14 protein-coding genes and 3 tRNA genes are annotated in these 14,419 nt (G+C 53.2%); 7 read left to right on the top strand and 10 right to left on the bottom strand.

From position 1 onward, the window contains the following. Nucleotides 1-182 precede the first annotated feature (182 nt). The 9 genes from HV302_RS05755 to mltB all read right to left on the bottom strand — a co-directional run bounded on the left by HV302_RS05755 (nucleotide 183) and on the right by mltB (nucleotide 7,535). Nucleotides 183-259 (bottom strand) — tRNA-Arg (locus tag HV302_RS05755). A gap of 91 nt (nucleotides 260-350) precedes the next feature. Continuing rightward, nucleotides 351-427 (bottom strand) — tRNA-Arg (locus HV302_RS05750). A 3-nt stretch (nucleotides 428-430) separates the two neighbouring features. Beyond that, nucleotides 431-523, bottom strand: a tRNA-Ser gene (locus HV302_RS05745). Nucleotides 524-859: 336 nt separating this feature from the next. Continuing rightward, nucleotides 860-1,045, bottom strand: coding sequence for a carbon storage regulator CsrA (gene csrA, locus HV302_RS05740; RefSeq protein WP_000906486.1), 186 nt, complete (start codon nucleotides 1,043-1,045; stop codon nucleotides 860-862). A gap of 238 nt (nucleotides 1,046-1,283) precedes the next feature. Beyond that, nucleotides 1,284-3,911 (bottom strand): alanine--tRNA ligase, encoded by a 2,628-nt coding sequence (alaS, locus tag HV302_RS05735; protein ID WP_016157306.1) that lies wholly within the window; start codon nucleotides 3,909-3,911, stop codon nucleotides 1,284-1,286. 128 nt (nucleotides 3,912-4,039) lie between these two features. Next, nucleotides 4,040-4,540 (bottom strand): recombination regulator RecX, encoded by a 501-nt coding sequence (gene recX / locus HV302_RS05730; protein WP_181627026.1) that lies wholly within the window; start codon nucleotides 4,538-4,540, stop codon nucleotides 4,040-4,042. A gap of 69 nt (nucleotides 4,541-4,609) precedes the next feature. Next, the gene (gene recA / locus HV302_RS05725) at nucleotides 4,610-5,674 is read right to left on the bottom strand and encodes a recombinase RecA (protein ID WP_016154166.1); all 1,065 of its coding nucleotides are present in this window, start codon (nucleotides 5,672-5,674) and stop codon (nucleotides 4,610-4,612) included. Nucleotides 5,675-5,766: 92 nt separating this feature from the next. Next, entirely contained in the window at nucleotides 5,767-6,264 is a 498-nt protein-coding gene (gene pncC / locus HV302_RS05720) for a nicotinamide-nucleotide amidase (protein ID WP_016154167.1), read from the bottom strand. A gap of 191 nt (nucleotides 6,265-6,455) precedes the next feature. Next, nucleotides 6,456-7,535, bottom strand: coding sequence for a lytic murein transglycosylase B (mltB, locus tag HV302_RS05715; RefSeq protein WP_046274844.1), 1,080 nt, complete (start codon nucleotides 7,533-7,535; stop codon nucleotides 6,456-6,458). A 264-nt stretch (nucleotides 7,536-7,799) separates the two neighbouring features. Between mltB and srlA the strand changes: the two genes are divergently transcribed. From srlA to gutQ, 7 genes are all read left to right on the top strand, one after another. Further along, a complete protein-coding gene (gene srlA, locus HV302_RS05710) occupies nucleotides 7,800-8,363 on the top strand; it encodes a PTS glucitol/sorbitol transporter subunit IIC (protein WP_016154169.1) in 564 nt (187 codons plus the stop codon). Further along, nucleotides 8,360-9,331, top strand: a complete 972-nt coding sequence (gene srlE / locus HV302_RS05705; RefSeq protein ID WP_181627025.1) for a PTS glucitol/sorbitol transporter subunit IIB — start codon at nucleotides 8,360-8,362, stop codon at nucleotides 9,329-9,331. Before srlA ends, srlE begins: the two co-directional genes overlap by 4 nt. 13 nt (nucleotides 9,332-9,344) lie before the next feature. Continuing rightward, on the top strand, nucleotides 9,345-9,707 hold the full coding sequence (srlB, locus tag HV302_RS05700; protein ID WP_053389534.1) for a PTS glucitol/sorbitol transporter subunit IIA: 363 nt from the start codon (nucleotides 9,345-9,347) through the stop codon (nucleotides 9,705-9,707). 17 nt (nucleotides 9,708-9,724) lie between these two features. Further along, entirely contained in the window at nucleotides 9,725-10,504 is a 780-nt protein-coding gene (gene srlD / locus HV302_RS05695) for a sorbitol-6-phosphate dehydrogenase (protein WP_181627024.1), read from the top strand. Between the two features lie 97 nt (nucleotides 10,505-10,601). Then, nucleotides 10,602-10,961 carry a transcriptional regulator GutM gene (gene gutM, locus HV302_RS05690; RefSeq protein WP_016154172.1) on the top strand — a complete coding sequence of 120 codons (360 nt, stop codon included), beginning with the start codon at nucleotides 10,602-10,604 and terminating at the stop codon, nucleotides 10,959-10,961. Between the two features lie 70 nt (nucleotides 10,962-11,031). Then, the gene (gene srlR / locus HV302_RS05685; protein ID WP_003037350.1) at nucleotides 11,032-11,805 is read left to right on the top strand and encodes a glucitol operon DNA-binding transcriptional repressor SrlR; all 774 of its coding nucleotides are present in this window, start codon (nucleotides 11,032-11,034) and stop codon (nucleotides 11,803-11,805) included. Then, nucleotides 11,798-12,763 carry an arabinose-5-phosphate isomerase GutQ gene (gutQ, locus tag HV302_RS05680; protein WP_181627023.1) on the top strand — a complete coding sequence of 322 codons (966 nt, stop codon included), beginning with the start codon at nucleotides 11,798-11,800 and terminating at the stop codon, nucleotides 12,761-12,763. Before srlR ends, gutQ begins: the two co-directional genes overlap by 8 nt. Here the strand turns inward: gutQ and norR are convergent. Then, on the bottom strand, nucleotides 12,760-14,277 hold the full coding sequence (gene norR, locus HV302_RS05675) for a nitric oxide reductase transcriptional regulator NorR (protein ID WP_181627022.1): 1,518 nt from the start codon (nucleotides 14,275-14,277) through the stop codon (nucleotides 12,760-12,762). The genes gutQ and norR overlap by 4 nt on opposite strands. Nucleotides 14,278-14,419: the final 142 nt, after the last annotated feature.

Raw genomic sequence — 14,419 nt, 5'->3', positions numbered from 1 at the left:
TTGCTTTACTGCCGATATTGATATCGTAATGAGCGATATCAAGTAAGAGATGGTGCATCCGGGAGGATTACTCGGCTGCGCCTCGCCCTGTGGGCCGTTGCTGAAGCAACGTTATCCTCCCTGGTGCTCACGATTATCTCGCAGACCATGAAACAACAGTTTTGCTGTTATCTCGGAGAAGATGGTGCATCCGGGAGGATTCGAACCTCCGACCGCTCGGTTCGTAGCCGAGTACTCTATCCAGCTGAGCTACGGATGCATCAGGGAAACTTACTTACTGCAGATTTGATATCGCTGCTAAAGTGATATCGATTTTCTGTAACAACGCTAATGCGCTATTGCAGAGAAGATGGTGCATCCGGGAGGATTCGAACCTCCGACCGCTCGGTTCGTAGCCGAGTACTCTATCCAGCTGAGCTACGGATGCAAATGGCGGTGAGGCGGGGATTCGAACCCCGGATGCAGCTTTTGACCGCATACTCCCTTAGCAGGGGAGCGCCTTCAGCCTCTCGGCCACCTCACCAACACGCCTCTTGCGAGTGCTTCGAAGAACTTGTTTCTGCTCATCGTCGCTGCGTGGCGCACATATTACTTTCTGGGACTTATAAGTCAAACAATTTTTCCAGCGCTTTTATCGTTTGCACATTTCACGCGCAATTAGTCTGCAAAAACGGCAAAAAGAGTGTTTTATCAACAGATAAATTGGCAATTTCCTGAGGCAATGAACAAACGGAAAAATCGCAGGGAAAGGCAATGCGCGGATGGGAATCGAAAAAATGAGGAAGACGAAGAAGAAAAGAGAAGAAAAGGGATAATTCAATCAGGTTGCGCCTCACCAGAAAGGTGAGACGCGAAAACCTTAGTAACTGGACTGCTGGGATTTTTCAGCCTGGATACGCTGGTAGATCTCTTCACGATGGACAGAAACTTCTTTCGGGGCGTTTACGCCAATGCGCACCTGGTTGCCCTTCACCCCTAAAACTGTCACGGTGACCTCATCGCCAATCATGAGGGTCTCACCAACTCGACGAGTCAGAATCAGCATTCTTTGCTCCTTGAAAGATTAAAAGAGTCGGGTCTCTCTGTATCCCGGCATTATCCATCATATAACGCCAAAAAGTAAGCGATGACAAACACCTAAGTGTAAGCAGTCACGGCATCACATTCTGTTAAACCTAAGTTTAGCCGATATACACAACTTCAACCTGACTTTATCGTTGTCGATAGCGTTGATACAAACGCTGCGGATTGAAGTCCGCAGCGTCGACTTACGCTTATAATTATTACAGTTTTGCGCTGACCCAGCCTTTCACACTGGCTAACGCTGCTGGCAGAGCCGCAGCATCCGTACCACCGGCTTGCGCCATGTCCGGACGACCACCACCCTTACCGCCTACCTGCTGAGCGACCATTCCAACCAGCTCCCCTGCTTTCACGCGATCTGTCACGTCCTTAGACACACCCGCAATCAGAGAAACCTTACCTTCCACTACCGTTGCCAGAACGATAACGGTAGACCCCAGTTGATTTTTCAGATCATCAACCATGGTACGCAACATTTTCGGCTCAACGTCCGCGAGTTCGCTGACCAGCAGCTTCACGCCATTGATATCAACCGCTTTGCTGGAGAGATTTGCACTCTCCTGCGCCGCAGCCTGTTCCTTCAATTGCTGCAATTCTTTTTCGAGTTGACGCGTACGCTCCAGCACGGAACGAACTTTGTCACCAATATTCTGGCTATCGCCTTTCAGCAGCTGCGCAATATCGCTTAAGCGATCGCTCTCAGCATGCACGGTTTGGATAGCGCCTTCACCGGTCACAGCTTCAATACGACGAACGCCCGCCGCAGTGCCTGACTCAGACACAATACGGAACAGACCAATATCCCCCGTACGGCTGGCATGAGTACCACCACACAGTTCGGTAGAGAAATCACCCATGCTCAGAACACGCACGTGGTCGTCATATTTCTCGCCAAACAGCGCCATTGCGCCTTTGGCTTTCGCCGCTTCGAGATCCATGATGTTCGTTTCAATCGGCAGATTGCGACGAATTTGCGCATTCACCAGATCTTCAACGGCACGGATTTCAGCAGGCTTCATAGCTTCAGTATGAGAGAAGTCGAAGCGCAGCACTTTATCGTTAACCAACGAGCCTTTCTGTGCCACATGCGTGCCCAGTACCTGGCGCAGCGCCGCGTGCATCAGGTGCGTTGCAGAGTGGTTCAAGCGAATGCGCGCACGACGAGCTTCATCAACATCAGCCTGTACTGCATCGCCAATTTTCAGAGAACCCGCAGACAGCTTACCGATGTGACCAATGGCCTGGCCATATTTCTGCGTGTCGCTCACGGCAAACGCGAAGCCTGCGCCTTTCAGTTCACCCTTGTCGCCAACCTGACCACCAGATTCCGCATAGAACGGAGTCTGATCCAGTACGACAACTGCGTCCTGACCTGCGTTAATTGCGTCTACCGCTTTACCATCAACAAACAGCGCGGTCACTTTGCCGTTCAGTTCCAGGTGTTCGTAGCCTTTAAATTCAGAGGCGCCATCAACACGAATCATCGCATTGTAGTCTGCGCCAAAGCCGCTGGCTTCACGCGCGCGACGGCGCTGTTCTTCCATTGCGGCTTCAAAGCCCGCTTCGTCAACCTTAATGTTGCGCTCGCGGCAAACGTCCGCCGTCAGGTCAACCGGGAAACCGTAGGTGTCATACAGACGGAATGCGGTTTCGCCATCCAGTGTATCACCGGACAGTTTTGCCAGTTCTTCATCCAGCAGCGCCAGACCACGCTCCAGTGTACGCGCAAACTGCTCTTCTTCGGTTTTCAGAACCTGCTCAACCATAGCCTGCTGACGCTTCAGTTCTTCACCTGCGGAGCCCATGACGTCCACCAGCGGACCAACCAGCTTGTAGAAGAAGGTATCCTTCGCGCCCAGCATGTTGCCATGACGTACCGCGCGACGAATGATACGACGCAGCACATAACCACGGTTTTCATTCGACGGGACAACGCCATCGGCAATCAGGAATGCACAGGAGCGGATATGGTCAGCGATAACGCGCAGCGACTTGTTGCTCAGATCGGTCGCGCCGGTGACTTTCGCCACGGACTCAATCAGTGAACGGAACAGGTCGATTTCATAGTTGGAGTTAACGTGTTGCAGCACGGCCGCAATACGCTCAAGGCCCATACCGGTATCCACGGACGGCTTCGGCAGCGGTTCCATGGTACCGTCAGCCTGACGGTTGAACTGCATGAAGACGATGTTCCAGATCTCAATGTAGCGATCGCCATCTTCTTCTGCGCTTCCCGGAGGGCCCCCCCAAATATGGTCGCCGTGGTCGTAGAAAATTTCGGTGCACGGACCGCAAGGGCCGGTATCACCCATCTGCCAGAAGTTGTCGGAAGCATAAGCCGCGCCTTTGTTATCACCGATACGGATGATACGTTCGCGCGGAATGCCGACTTCTTTTTCCCAGATTTCATAGGCTTCATCGTCAGTTTCATAGACGGTGACCCACAGACGCTCTTTTGGCAGGGCAAACCAGTTTTCACCGGTCAGCAGTTCCCATGCGTATTGAATAGCATCATGTTTGAAATAATCGCCGAAGCTGAAGTTGCCCAGCATTTCGAAGAAAGTATGGTGACGTGCAGTGTAACCGACGTTTTCCAGGTCGTTGTGCTTACCGCCCGCACGCACGCAACGCTGCGAGGTGGTTGCGCGGGAATAATTACGCTTGTCGAGGCCAAGGAACACATCCTTGAACTGGTTCATCCCGGCGTTGGTAAACAACAAAGTAGGGTCATTGTTCGGTACCAGGGAGCTGCTGGCAACTACCTGATGTCCTTTACTATGGAAAAAATCGAGAAACGCCTGACGGATCTCAGCGGTGCTCTTGCTCATAATTATCCTGAAGAAATCAAGCTAACGAAATGTCATTACCAGCATCGGCACGTAAACTGCGCCTCTGGCAATCGAAAAGTGGGAATAAGATAAGTTTTCTTTACTGGGAAGTAAAATCCCGTATGCGCTCAATCGTCAAAATTTCGCCATATTGCCTGAATATCTTCCATCAGATAGCCACGGTAGAGCAAAAAGCGCTGGACCTTTACCTTATCTGAAAAATCTACAGGTAAAGGTTCTCCGTATTTACGAATGGCCTGCGCGCGCGCAAGTGCTGCCCAGTCAATTTCGCACTCGCGCATGGCTCGTTCAACGGCTTCACGCGAAATCCCTTTTTGGTTTAATTCCTGACGCACACGCGCGGGTCCATAACCTTTACGGCTACGGCTGGAGATAAACTGCTGAACAAAGCGGTCATCATCCAGATAACGACTTTCAATACACCAGGCAATGACCTTGTCGTAATCCTCCGGCTTTGCATCAATGTCTTCCGGTCCATTTTTTCCCATCACCGGAGCGGCCAGCTTACGCCGCAGTTCCTGCTCGCTGTGATCGCGCATCGCCAGTATACGTACAGCGCGGTCAAGAAGTCGGGAATAAGCGGAGCGGCGGGAAGTTGCTTCTGTCATAGTGAGCCTTCAGAAATGGAAAAGGGCTGCATGGTATGCAGCCCTTCTATGTGCGATAACGTCAGATTATCAGAAATCTTCGTTCGTTTCTTTTACATCTTCACCGCTGTCATCAACAGAGAAGTCTGGTTTTGAATCCGGGTTATTGAGCAGTAACTCACGTACTTTCTTCTCAATTTCCTTCGCAGTTGCCGGGTTTTCCTTCAGCCAGTTAGTGGCATTCGCTTTACCCTGACCAATTTTCTCACCGTTGTAGCTGTACCATGCACCGGCTTTTTCAATCAGCTTCTCTTTCACGCCCAAATCGACCAGTTCGCCATAGAAGTTGATACCTTCACCGTAAAGAATCTGGAATTCAGCCTGTTTGAACGGCGCTGCAATTTTGTTTTTCACGACCTTAACACGGGTTTCGCTACCAACCACGTTGTCGCCTTCTTTCACCGCGCCAATACGACGGATATCCAGGCGAACAGAAGCATAGAATTTCAGGGCGTTACCACCGGTGGTGGTTTCCGGGTTACCGAACATAACGCCAATCTTCATACGGATCTGGTTGATGAAAATCAGTAGCGTGTTGGACTGCTTCAGGTTACCGGCCAGCTTACGCATGGCCTGGCTCATCATACGTGCCGCAAGGCCCATGTGAGAGTCACCAATCTCGCCTTCGATTTCTGCCTTCGGCGTCAATGCGGCAACGGAGTCGACAACGATAACGTCAACCGCACCGGAGCGCGCCAGCGCATCACAGATTTCCAGCGCTTGTTCACCGGTATCCGGCTGAGAGCACAGCAGGTTGTCGATATCAACGCCAAGCTTGCGCGCATAGACAGGATCCAGCGCGTGTTCCGCATCGATGAACGCACAGGTTTTACCTTCGCGCTGGGCGGCAGCAATAACCTGCAGGGTCAGCGTCGTTTTACCGGAAGATTCAGGCCCGTAGATTTCAACGATACGGCCCATTGGCAAACCGCCCGCGCCCAATGCGATATCCAGAGAAAGCGAACCGGTGGAGATGGTTTCCACATCCATGGAACGGTCTTCACCCAGGCGCATGATGGAGCCTTTACCGAATTGCTTTTCGATCTGACCCAGCGCTGCCGCCAACGCTTTCTGTTTGTTTTCGTCGATAGCCATTAATTACTCCTGTCATGCCGCTTTCGGGTTAAACCGCTAAACGTGATAGATAATGTTCTGTTGGGGTAATTATACTGTATGCTCATACAGTATCAAGTATTTTGTAGAAATTGTTGCCACAGGGTTTGTAACGCGTAGGCGGTCGCCTGTCGACGTACCGCATCGCGATCGCCGCTGAAGCATTCCCGGCGAGTAATCCCCTCGCCGCTCGCGCTGGCAAAAGCGAACCATACCGTCCCCACGGGCTTTTCTTCACTGCCGCCATCTGGCCCCGCAATACCGCTAATCGAAACAGCGAAATGCGCGCGGGCCGCTTTTAGCGCGCCAATCGCCATCTCCACCACCACAGGTTCGCTCACCGCCCCATGCTGGACCAGCGTCTCTTCGCGCACGCCAATCATCTGCGCTTTGGCTTCATTGCTGTAGGTCACAAACCCGCGTTCAAACCAGGCGGAGCTGCCGGCAATATCCGTAATTGCTTTAGCTACCCAGCCGCCGGTGCAGGATTCCGCCGTCGTCACGGTTGCCCCGCGCGCTTTCAACGCCAGGCCAACCTGCTCGCTTAACTGCATCAGTTCACTGTCGGTCATTTCAGCCTCTGTCAGTTAAAAAAATATGCCGGACAAGATAGCACTTTCATAACCAAGATGGGGATGAGGAGACAATTTTACGAGGGGTATTCAGAAAATAGATAAACCGCATTCAAAAGAGTACCGGATAACGCACCAGGATAGCGTATTCGGTCTACAAGGAATTGCCCCTGTAGACCGATAACAAATGATTACTGCACGCGCGCCAGCGCGACCGCCTGACCCAATTGCCACACGGCCATGGCATAGTGGGTACTGTGGTTATAGCGGGTGATGGTGTAGAAGTTCGGCAGTCCATACCAATACTGATAACCGGTACCGATATCCAGTCGCAGCAGGCTGGCCTGCTGATGATTACCCAGAGACTGCTGCGGCGTCAGGCCTGCGGCGGCAAGCTGAGAAATGCTGTACTGGGTTTTAAAGCCGTTCGCCAGCCCAGGCGCCTGGCCATTCGCCGGAACCGCAACCATATCGCCTTTCACCCAGCCGTGGCCTTTGAAATAGTTCGCCACGCTACCGATAGCATCAACCGGATCCCACAGGTTAATGTGACCATCGCCATTGAAATCAACGGCATATTGTTTATAGGAAGATGGCATAAATTGGCCGTAGCCCATCGCCCCTGCGAAAGAACCTTTCAAATCGAGCGGATCGTCGCTTTCATCTCGCGCCATCAGCAGGAAGGTTTCCAGTTCACCAGAGAAATATTCCGCACGACGAGGATAGTTAAACGACAACGTCGCCAACGCATCCAGAATCCGCGTTTTACCCATCACGCGGCCCCAGCGAGTCTCTACGCCAATAATGCCAACGATAATTTCCGGCGGTACGCCGTAGACCTGCCATGCACGGTTCAGCGCATCTTCATATTGGTTCCAGAAGGCCACACCGTTTTGTACGTTATCCGGGGTGATGAACTGTTTACGATACCGCAGCCATGCACCGTTAGGTCCGGCTGGCGGTTGAGTCGTCGGCGCCTGGCGGTCCATCAAACGCAATACCGAGTCCAGACGCTTGGCCTGCGACAGAATCTCCTGCAACTGCTGGCGGTCAAAGCCGTGCTTGTTCACCATTTTCTCAATGAACTGTTGCGCGTTCGGATTATTGGCAAAATCGCCGCCCGTTTGCATGACATTGTGCTGTGGCTCAAGCAGGAAGCCGCCGGATGGCGTACCCGTAGTCGTTTGAGTCTCTGAAGGTTTAGGTTTGCTGCTACAAGCAGCAAGCAATACGAAAAGGGGAAGTAACGCTACATAACGACGCTTGAACATGAGACATCCATTAAACAAATTCAGCCTGGGAGAAGTATGGTAAAGCATCCTCCGCCACACAAGGAAGCAGTAGTCGCTCTCCTTCACAGAATTTCCCCCCTCTTACACTCCTGACCGGCACATTTGCGCGTTCTCACGCACAACCTTTCAAATTAAAATATTTATCTTTCATTTTGCGATCAAGATAACACTTTTAAATCTTTCGATCTGATTAAAATTAGTTACCGTTTGGCAAGATAACTAAAACCCCTACAGGAGAGAATAATGATCGACACCATCACACTCGGTGCTGAGTGGTTTATCGGATTGTTCCAGAAAGGCGGAGAGGTGTTTACCGGCATGGTGACCGGTATTCTGCCTCTGCTGATCAGTCTGCTGGTCATCATGAATGCGCTGATTAACTTTATCGGTCAGCAACGTATTGAACGTTTTGCCCAGCGCTGCGCCGGAAACCCGCTGTCCCGCTATCTACTGCTGCCGTGCATCGGCACATTTGTGTTTTGTAATCCTATGACACTGAGCCTGGGCCGCTTTATGCCGGAAAAGTTCAAGCCCAGCTACTACGCAGCCGCCTCTTACAGCTGCCATTCAATGAACGGCTTATTTCCCCACATCAATCCCGGTGAGCTGTTCGTCTATCTGGGGATCGCCAGCGGTCTGACCACGCTGGGTCTTCCGCTCGGCCCGCTGGCGGTGAGCTATTTGCTGGTCGGCCTGGTGACCAACTTCTTCCGCGGCTGGGTGACCGATTTCACCACCACCATCTTTGAGAAAAAAATGGGCATTCAACTTGAGCAGAAAGTACATCTGGCGGGAGCAGCATCATGACGCGTATTCGTATTGAAAAAGGCACCGGCGGCTGGGGCGGCCCGCTTGAACTGGATGCCGTGCCAGGCAAGAAAATTGTCTATATCACCGCCGGGACTCGCCCCGCAATAGTCGACAGGATAGCCAGCCTGACAGGTTGGCAGGCCGTTGATGGCTTCAAAGAAGGCGAGCCGCCAGAGAACGAAATTGGCGTGGCGATCATCGACTGCGGCGGCACGCTGCGCTGCGGGATCTATCCAAAACGTCGTATACCAACAGTGAATATTCACGCGACGGGTAAATCCGGTCCGCTGGCCCAATATATTATCGAAGATATCTATGTCTCTGGCGTGAAAGAAGAAAACATTACCGTTGTCGGTGAAGCATCCGCTGCGCCAACGCCAGCAAACAACACGATGGGTCGCGAGTACGACACCAGCAAGAAAATTACCGAACAAAGCGACGGTCTGTTGGCAAAAGTCGGCATGGGAATGGGTTCAGCCGTTGCGGTTCTGTTTCAGGCCGGGCGAGACACTATCGATACCGTCCTGAAAACCATTCTGCCGTTTATGGCGTTCGTCTCGGCGCTGATCGGCATCATTATGGCGTCTGGCCTGGGGGACTGGATTGCCCATGGACTCGCACCGCTGGCCAGCCATCCGCTGGGGCTGGTAACCCTGGCGCTGATCTGCTCTTTCCCGCTGCTGTCCCCTTTCCTCGGCCCTGGTGCGGTCATCGCCCAGGTTATCGGCGTCCTGATCGGCGTACAGATTGGTTTGGGGAACATTCCTCCGCATCTGGCGCTACCTGCCCTGTTCGCCATTAACGCCCAAGCGGCATGCGACTTTATTCCAGTCGGATTGTCGCTAGCCGAAGCGCGCCAGGACACGGTCCGCGTCGGTGTGCCATCCGTACTGGTGAGTCGTTTTCTGACCGGCGCACCGACCGTTCTCATCGCCTGGTTTGTTTCCGGCTTTATTTACCAATAAGAGGCACTCAAAAATGACCGTGATTTATGAAACCACCATCACCCGCATCGGCCAGAGCGCCCCGGATGCACTCTGCGACCAGATGCTAATTACCTTTCGTGAAGGCGCGCCTGCGGATATCGAAGAATTTTGCTTCATCCATTGCCATGGGGAGCTGAACGGCTCTTTGCAGGCTGGGATCCAATTTGAGCTAAGCCAGCATCGCTACCCGGTCACAGCCGTTGGCAGCGTGGCGGAACAAAACTTACGTGAACTGGGGCATATCACTCTGCGTTTTGACGGACTGAGTGAAGCGGAATTTCCCGGCACCGTACACGTTGCGGGCCCCGTACCGGACGGTATCGCACCGGGCTGTATTTTGAAGTTTATTGCTTAAGATTTAAGGAGATAAAGATGAATCAGGTTGCCGTTGTCATTGGTGGAGGCCAGACCCTGGGGGCATTCCTTTGCCGTGGGCTTGCGACAGAAGGGTACCGCGTCGCGGTGGTGGATATCCAAAGCGATAAAGCCGCCAACGTCGCGCAGGAAATTAACGCCGAGTTTGGCGAAGGCACCGCCTACGGTTTTGGCGCTGATGCCACCAGAGAACAAAGTGTGCTGGCGCTGTCGCGCGGAGTGGATGAAATATTTGGCCGCGTCGATCTGCTGGTTTACAGCGCGGGTATCGCAAAAGCCGCGTTTATCAGCGACTTTCAGCTTGGGGATTTCGACCGCTCGCTGCAGGTGAATCTGGTCGGCTACTTTCTCTGCGCACGGGAATTTTCACGCCTGATGATCCGCGATGGCGTCCAGGGACGCATTATCCAGATCAACTCCAAATCAGGGAAAGTGGGCAGTAAACACAACTCAGGCTATAGCGCGGCAAAATTTGGCGGCGTAGGTTTAACCCAGTCGCTGGCGCTGGATCTGGCAGAGTACGGGATCACCGTGCATTCACTGATGCTCGGCAATCTGCTGAAATCACCGATGTTCCAGTCATTATTACCGCAATATGCGACCAAGCTTGGCCTTAAGCCAGACGAAGTCGAGCAGTACTACATTGATAAGGTTCCGCTTAAGCGCGGCTGCGATTATCAGGACGTGCTGAACATGCTGCTGTTTTACGCCAGCCCGAAAGCCTCTTACTGCACCGGTCAGTCCATTAACGTGACCGGTGGTCAGGTGATGTTCTAAGAAACATGATTGCCCGGTGGCGCTGCGCTTACCGGGCCTACACACATCTGGTCGGATAAGACACAGCCGCCATCCGGCAAAATCAAAGGAGCACATTATGGTTTCCGCACTGATTACCGTCGCCGCTATCGCCTGGTGCCTGCAACTGGCGCTCGGTGGCTGGCAAATATCCCGCTTTAACCGGGCGTTTGATCAACTCTGCCAGCGGGGTCGGGTTGGCGTAGGTCGTTCCGGTGGACGGTTTAAACCCCGCGTGGTGGTCGCCATCGCGCTGGATGAGCAGCAGCGGGTTACCGATTCGTTATTTATGAAAGGTCTTACTGTATTTGCCAGGCCCGGTAAAATTGCCACGATAATGGGCAAACATCTTGATGATTTACAGCCTGATGTGATCTTTCCCCATGATCCGTTAGCGCAGAATGCACTATCATTGGCGCTTAAACTGAAACATGGGTAATTTCGTTGTGAATGCTAATAGCTTGCGAAATTATCATTTTGCAACCTAATAAGTCAGGGTAATCACGCCTATGAAACCTCGTCAGCGACAGGCGGCCATACTGGAGCACCTACAAAAGCAGGGGAAATGCTCGGTTGAAGAACTGGCCCACTACTTTGACACAACCGGCACGACCATTCGCAAAGACCTGGTCATTCTGGAGAATGCCGGAACCGTCATTCGTACCTATGGCGGCGTGGTATTAAATAAAGACGAATCCGACCCGCCAATCGATCACAAAACGCTAATCAATACGCATAAAAAAGAGCAGATTGCTGAAGCCGCCGTCCGTTTTATTCACGATGGCGACTCGATTATTCTGGATGCGGGCAGCACCGTATTGCAGATGGTGCCGATGCTCACCCGCTTTAGCAACATCACCGTCATGACCAACAGTCTGCACATTGTTAACGCCCTTTCAGAGCTGGACAACGAGCAAACTATCCTGATGCCCGGCGGGACCTTTCGCAAAAAATCTGCGTCATTTCACGGTCAGCTGGCAGAAAACGCCTTTGAGCAGTTCAGCTTTGATAAACTCTTCATGGGCACCGACGGCATTGACCTCAATGCCGGCGTGACCACCTTTAATGAGGTGTTTAGCGTCAGTAAAGCGATGTGCAATGCCGCTCGCGAAGTGATTCTGATGGCTGACTCGTCAAAATTTGGGCGCAAAAGCCCCAATGTTGTGTGCAGTCTGGAAAGCGTCGACAAGCTGATTACCGATGCGGGTATCGACCCTGCGTTTCGTCAGGCGCTGGAAGCAAAAGGGATTGAAGTGATCATAACCGGAGAAACCAATGAGTGATGCACTACTGAACGCGGGCCGTCAGACGTTAATGCTGGAGCTACAGGAAGCCAGCCGACTGCCTGAACGACTGGGCGATGATTTTGTCCGCGCCGCCAATACTATCATCCACTGCGAAGGCAAAGTGATTGTCTCCGGGATTGGCAAATCAGGCCATATTGGCAAAAAAATAGCCGCGACCCTCGCCAGTACCGGCACGCCCGCCTTTTTTGTGCATCCGGCTGAAGCGCTGCACGGCGACTTAGGGATGATTGAAAGCCGTGATGTCATGCTGTTTATTTCCTACTCCGGCGGCGCAAAAGAACTGGATCTCATCATTCCGCGCCTGGAAGACAAGTCCGTCGCTCTGCTGGCAATGACCGGAAAATCGACCTCACCGCTGGGTCTGGCAGCCAAAGCCGTGCTGGATATTTCCGTTGAGCGCGAAGCCTGTCCGATGCGCCTGGCACCGACTTCCAGTACCGTGAACACTCTGATGATGGGCGACGCGTTGGCAATCGCCGTGATGCAGGCGCGCGGCTTTAACGAAGAAGATTTTGCCCGCTCGCATCCAGCGGGTGCGCTGGGCGCTCGCCTGTTAAATAAAGTGCATCATCTGATGCGCCGTGACGATGCCATTCCGCAGGTGACGCTCACCACCAGCGTCATGGACGCGATGCTGGAACTAAGCCGTACGGGTCTTGGCCTGGTGGCAGTCTGCGACGACGAGTCGCTGGTGAAAGGCGTCTTTACCGACGGCGACCTGCGCCGCTGGCTGGTTGGCGGCGGAGCGCTCACCACTCAGGTTAGCGAAGCAATGACCCATAATGGCATTACGCTGCAGGCCCAGAGCCGCGCCATTGACGCCAAAGAGATCCTGATGAAGCGCAAAATCACTGCCGCACCGGTGGTAGATGAAAACGGTAAACTCACCGGTGCTATCAACCTGCAGGATTTCTATCAGGCAGGTATTATCTAATCCTTCAGCCCCAGACGTTTCGCCAGCCGGTGCAGGTTGGCGACGTCTGTTTCCAGCGCCCGCGCACTTGCCGCCCAACTATGATTATTTTGCGCCAACGCCCGGCGGATCATCTCCCGCTGGAATGACTCCGTTGCCTCACGCAGGTTGCGATGCTGCGGGATCTCCGCAACAACCTCCGCCTGCAGAGCCGGCGTTTCATCCTGCAGGGCAAAATGCTGCGCCTCAAGCACCACTTCATCCGCTGCCCTGGTGGCCCTTGCCAGAACAACCGCCCGGTGAATGGCATGCTCCAGCTCACGCACGTTCCCGGGCCAGCCATAATTTAACAGATGGCTACGCGCGCCGGGACTTAACACCACGCGGGAAAGTCCCAGCCGCAGCCGACATTGTTCGCAAAAATAACCGGCCAGCAGCACCACATCTTCGCCGCGTTCACGAAGGGGCGGTACGGAAAGGGGAAAGACGCTCAGGCGGTGGAACAAATCCGCACGGAAATTCCCGGCCAGCACCTCTTCCCGTAAATCACGGTTCGTTGCCGCCAGCACCCGAACATCCACGCGCAGGCTGCGATCGTCACCCACACGCTGAATATCGCCGTACTGCAACACACGTAGCAACTTAGCCTGTAACGCCAGCGATAGCTCACCAATCTCATCGAGAAACAGCGTCCCATTGTCAGCCATTTCAAACTTACCGCTACGATTGCTGATAGCCCCGGTAAAGGCGCCTTTTACGTGACCAAACAGCTCACTTTCCGCTACGGTTTCCGGCAACGCCGCGCAGTTCAGATACACCAGCGGATTCACCGCGCGCGGCGAACCTTCATGGATAGCCTTAGCTACCAGCTCCTTCCCGGTCCCCGTTTCGCCGCTAATCAGTACGTTGAGATCGGATCCCGCCACAATCTCAATCTCTTTTTTCAACTGCAGCATATTGGGCGACAGGCCAATCATTTGGGTTTCAGTCACCTGCTCGAAGGCCGTCGACGGGCCCGGCAACATATTCTGGCTTTCCAATTGTTCAATCAGCAGCGCATTGCTCAGCGCGCCCGCCGCCAGCGCGGCAATCAGCCTAAGCTCTTCATCGCTGAAAACATCGAATTGATCGGGCTCCATGCCATCCAGCGTTAACGCGCCAATCAGATTTTGACCAGCGAACAGCGGTAAGCCAATGCAGGCGTGTACCTTCAGGCTCTCCTGGCCCGGAATCAGCCCATCGTAAGGGTCTGGCAAATCGCTGTCGGCAGGGAAACGAACCACGTCCCCGGCGCGGGCAATCGCCTCCAGACGAGGATGCCCTTCCAGGGTAAAGCGCCTGCCGAGAACGTCCTGCGCCAGCCCATCGATCGCCAGCGGAATAAACTGTCGCGACTCATAGCGCAGCAATGCCGACGCGTCGCACTCCAGCACCTGACGCAAGGTGGTTATCAGGCGTTGAAAACGGTCCTGATGTCCAATACCGCTTTGTAATTCAATGGCGATACCCGCCAGCACGTCTACGGAAAAACTCATGACGACCTCATTGTCATTTTGACAATTCATATTGTCATATTGACAATAAAATGAATAGTCATTTTGACTACCACCTTATAGGCATTAAAAAACAAACCCTTTAAAATCAACAAATAAAAAGTTGGCACGCAACCTGCAATAA

Origin of the sequence: Citrobacter sp. RHBSTW-00859 (assembly GCF_013729795.1) — a bacterium.
In the GTDB taxonomy this organism is placed as follows: domain Bacteria; phylum Pseudomonadota; class Gammaproteobacteria; order Enterobacterales; family Enterobacteriaceae; genus Citrobacter; species Citrobacter braakii.
Note: the sequence above shows the minus strand (reverse complement) of the source record. Positions and strands in the feature narration are given on the sequence as shown.

Excerpts from the sequence above, each read along its gene's own strand:
- srlR (WP_003037350.1), top strand. The coding sequence starts at position 11,032 with ATGAAACCTCGTCAGCGACAGGCGGCCATACTGGAGCACCTACAAAAG.
- mltB (WP_046274844.1), bottom strand. The coding sequence starts at position 7,535 with ATGTTCAAGCGTCGTTATGTAGCGTTACTTCCCCTTTTCGTATTGCTT.
- srlE (WP_181627025.1), top strand. The coding sequence starts at position 8,360 with ATGACGCGTATTCGTATTGAAAAAGGCACCGGCGGCTGGGGCGGCCCG.
- srlB (WP_053389534.1), top strand. The coding sequence starts at position 9,345 with ATGACCGTGATTTATGAAACCACCATCACCCGCATCGGCCAGAGCGCC.
- srlA (WP_016154169.1), top strand. The coding sequence starts at position 7,800 with ATGATCGACACCATCACACTCGGTGCTGAGTGGTTTATCGGATTGTTC.
- csrA (WP_000906486.1), bottom strand. The coding sequence starts at position 1,045 with ATGCTGATTCTGACTCGTCGAGTTGGTGAGACCCTCATGATTGGCGAT.
- pncC (WP_016154167.1), bottom strand. The coding sequence starts at position 6,264 with ATGACCGACAGTGAACTGATGCAGTTAAGCGAGCAGGTTGGCCTGGCG.
- recA (WP_016154166.1), bottom strand. The coding sequence starts at position 5,674 with ATGGCTATCGACGAAAACAAACAGAAAGCGTTGGCGGCAGCGCTGGGT.
- norR (WP_181627022.1), bottom strand. The coding sequence starts at position 14,277 with ATGAGTTTTTCCGTAGACGTGCTGGCGGGTATCGCCATTGAATTACAA.
- gutM (WP_016154172.1), top strand. The coding sequence starts at position 10,602 with ATGGTTTCCGCACTGATTACCGTCGCCGCTATCGCCTGGTGCCTGCAA.
- srlD (WP_181627024.1), top strand. The coding sequence starts at position 9,725 with ATGAATCAGGTTGCCGTTGTCATTGGTGGAGGCCAGACCCTGGGGGCA.
- gutQ (WP_181627023.1), top strand. The coding sequence starts at position 11,798 with ATGAGTGATGCACTACTGAACGCGGGCCGTCAGACGTTAATGCTGGAG.
- alaS (WP_016157306.1), bottom strand. The coding sequence starts at position 3,911 with ATGAGCAAGAGCACCGCTGAGATCCGTCAGGCGTTTCTCGATTTTTTC.
- recX (WP_181627026.1), bottom strand. The coding sequence starts at position 4,540 with ATGACAGAAGCAACTTCCCGCCGCTCCGCTTATTCCCGACTTCTTGAC.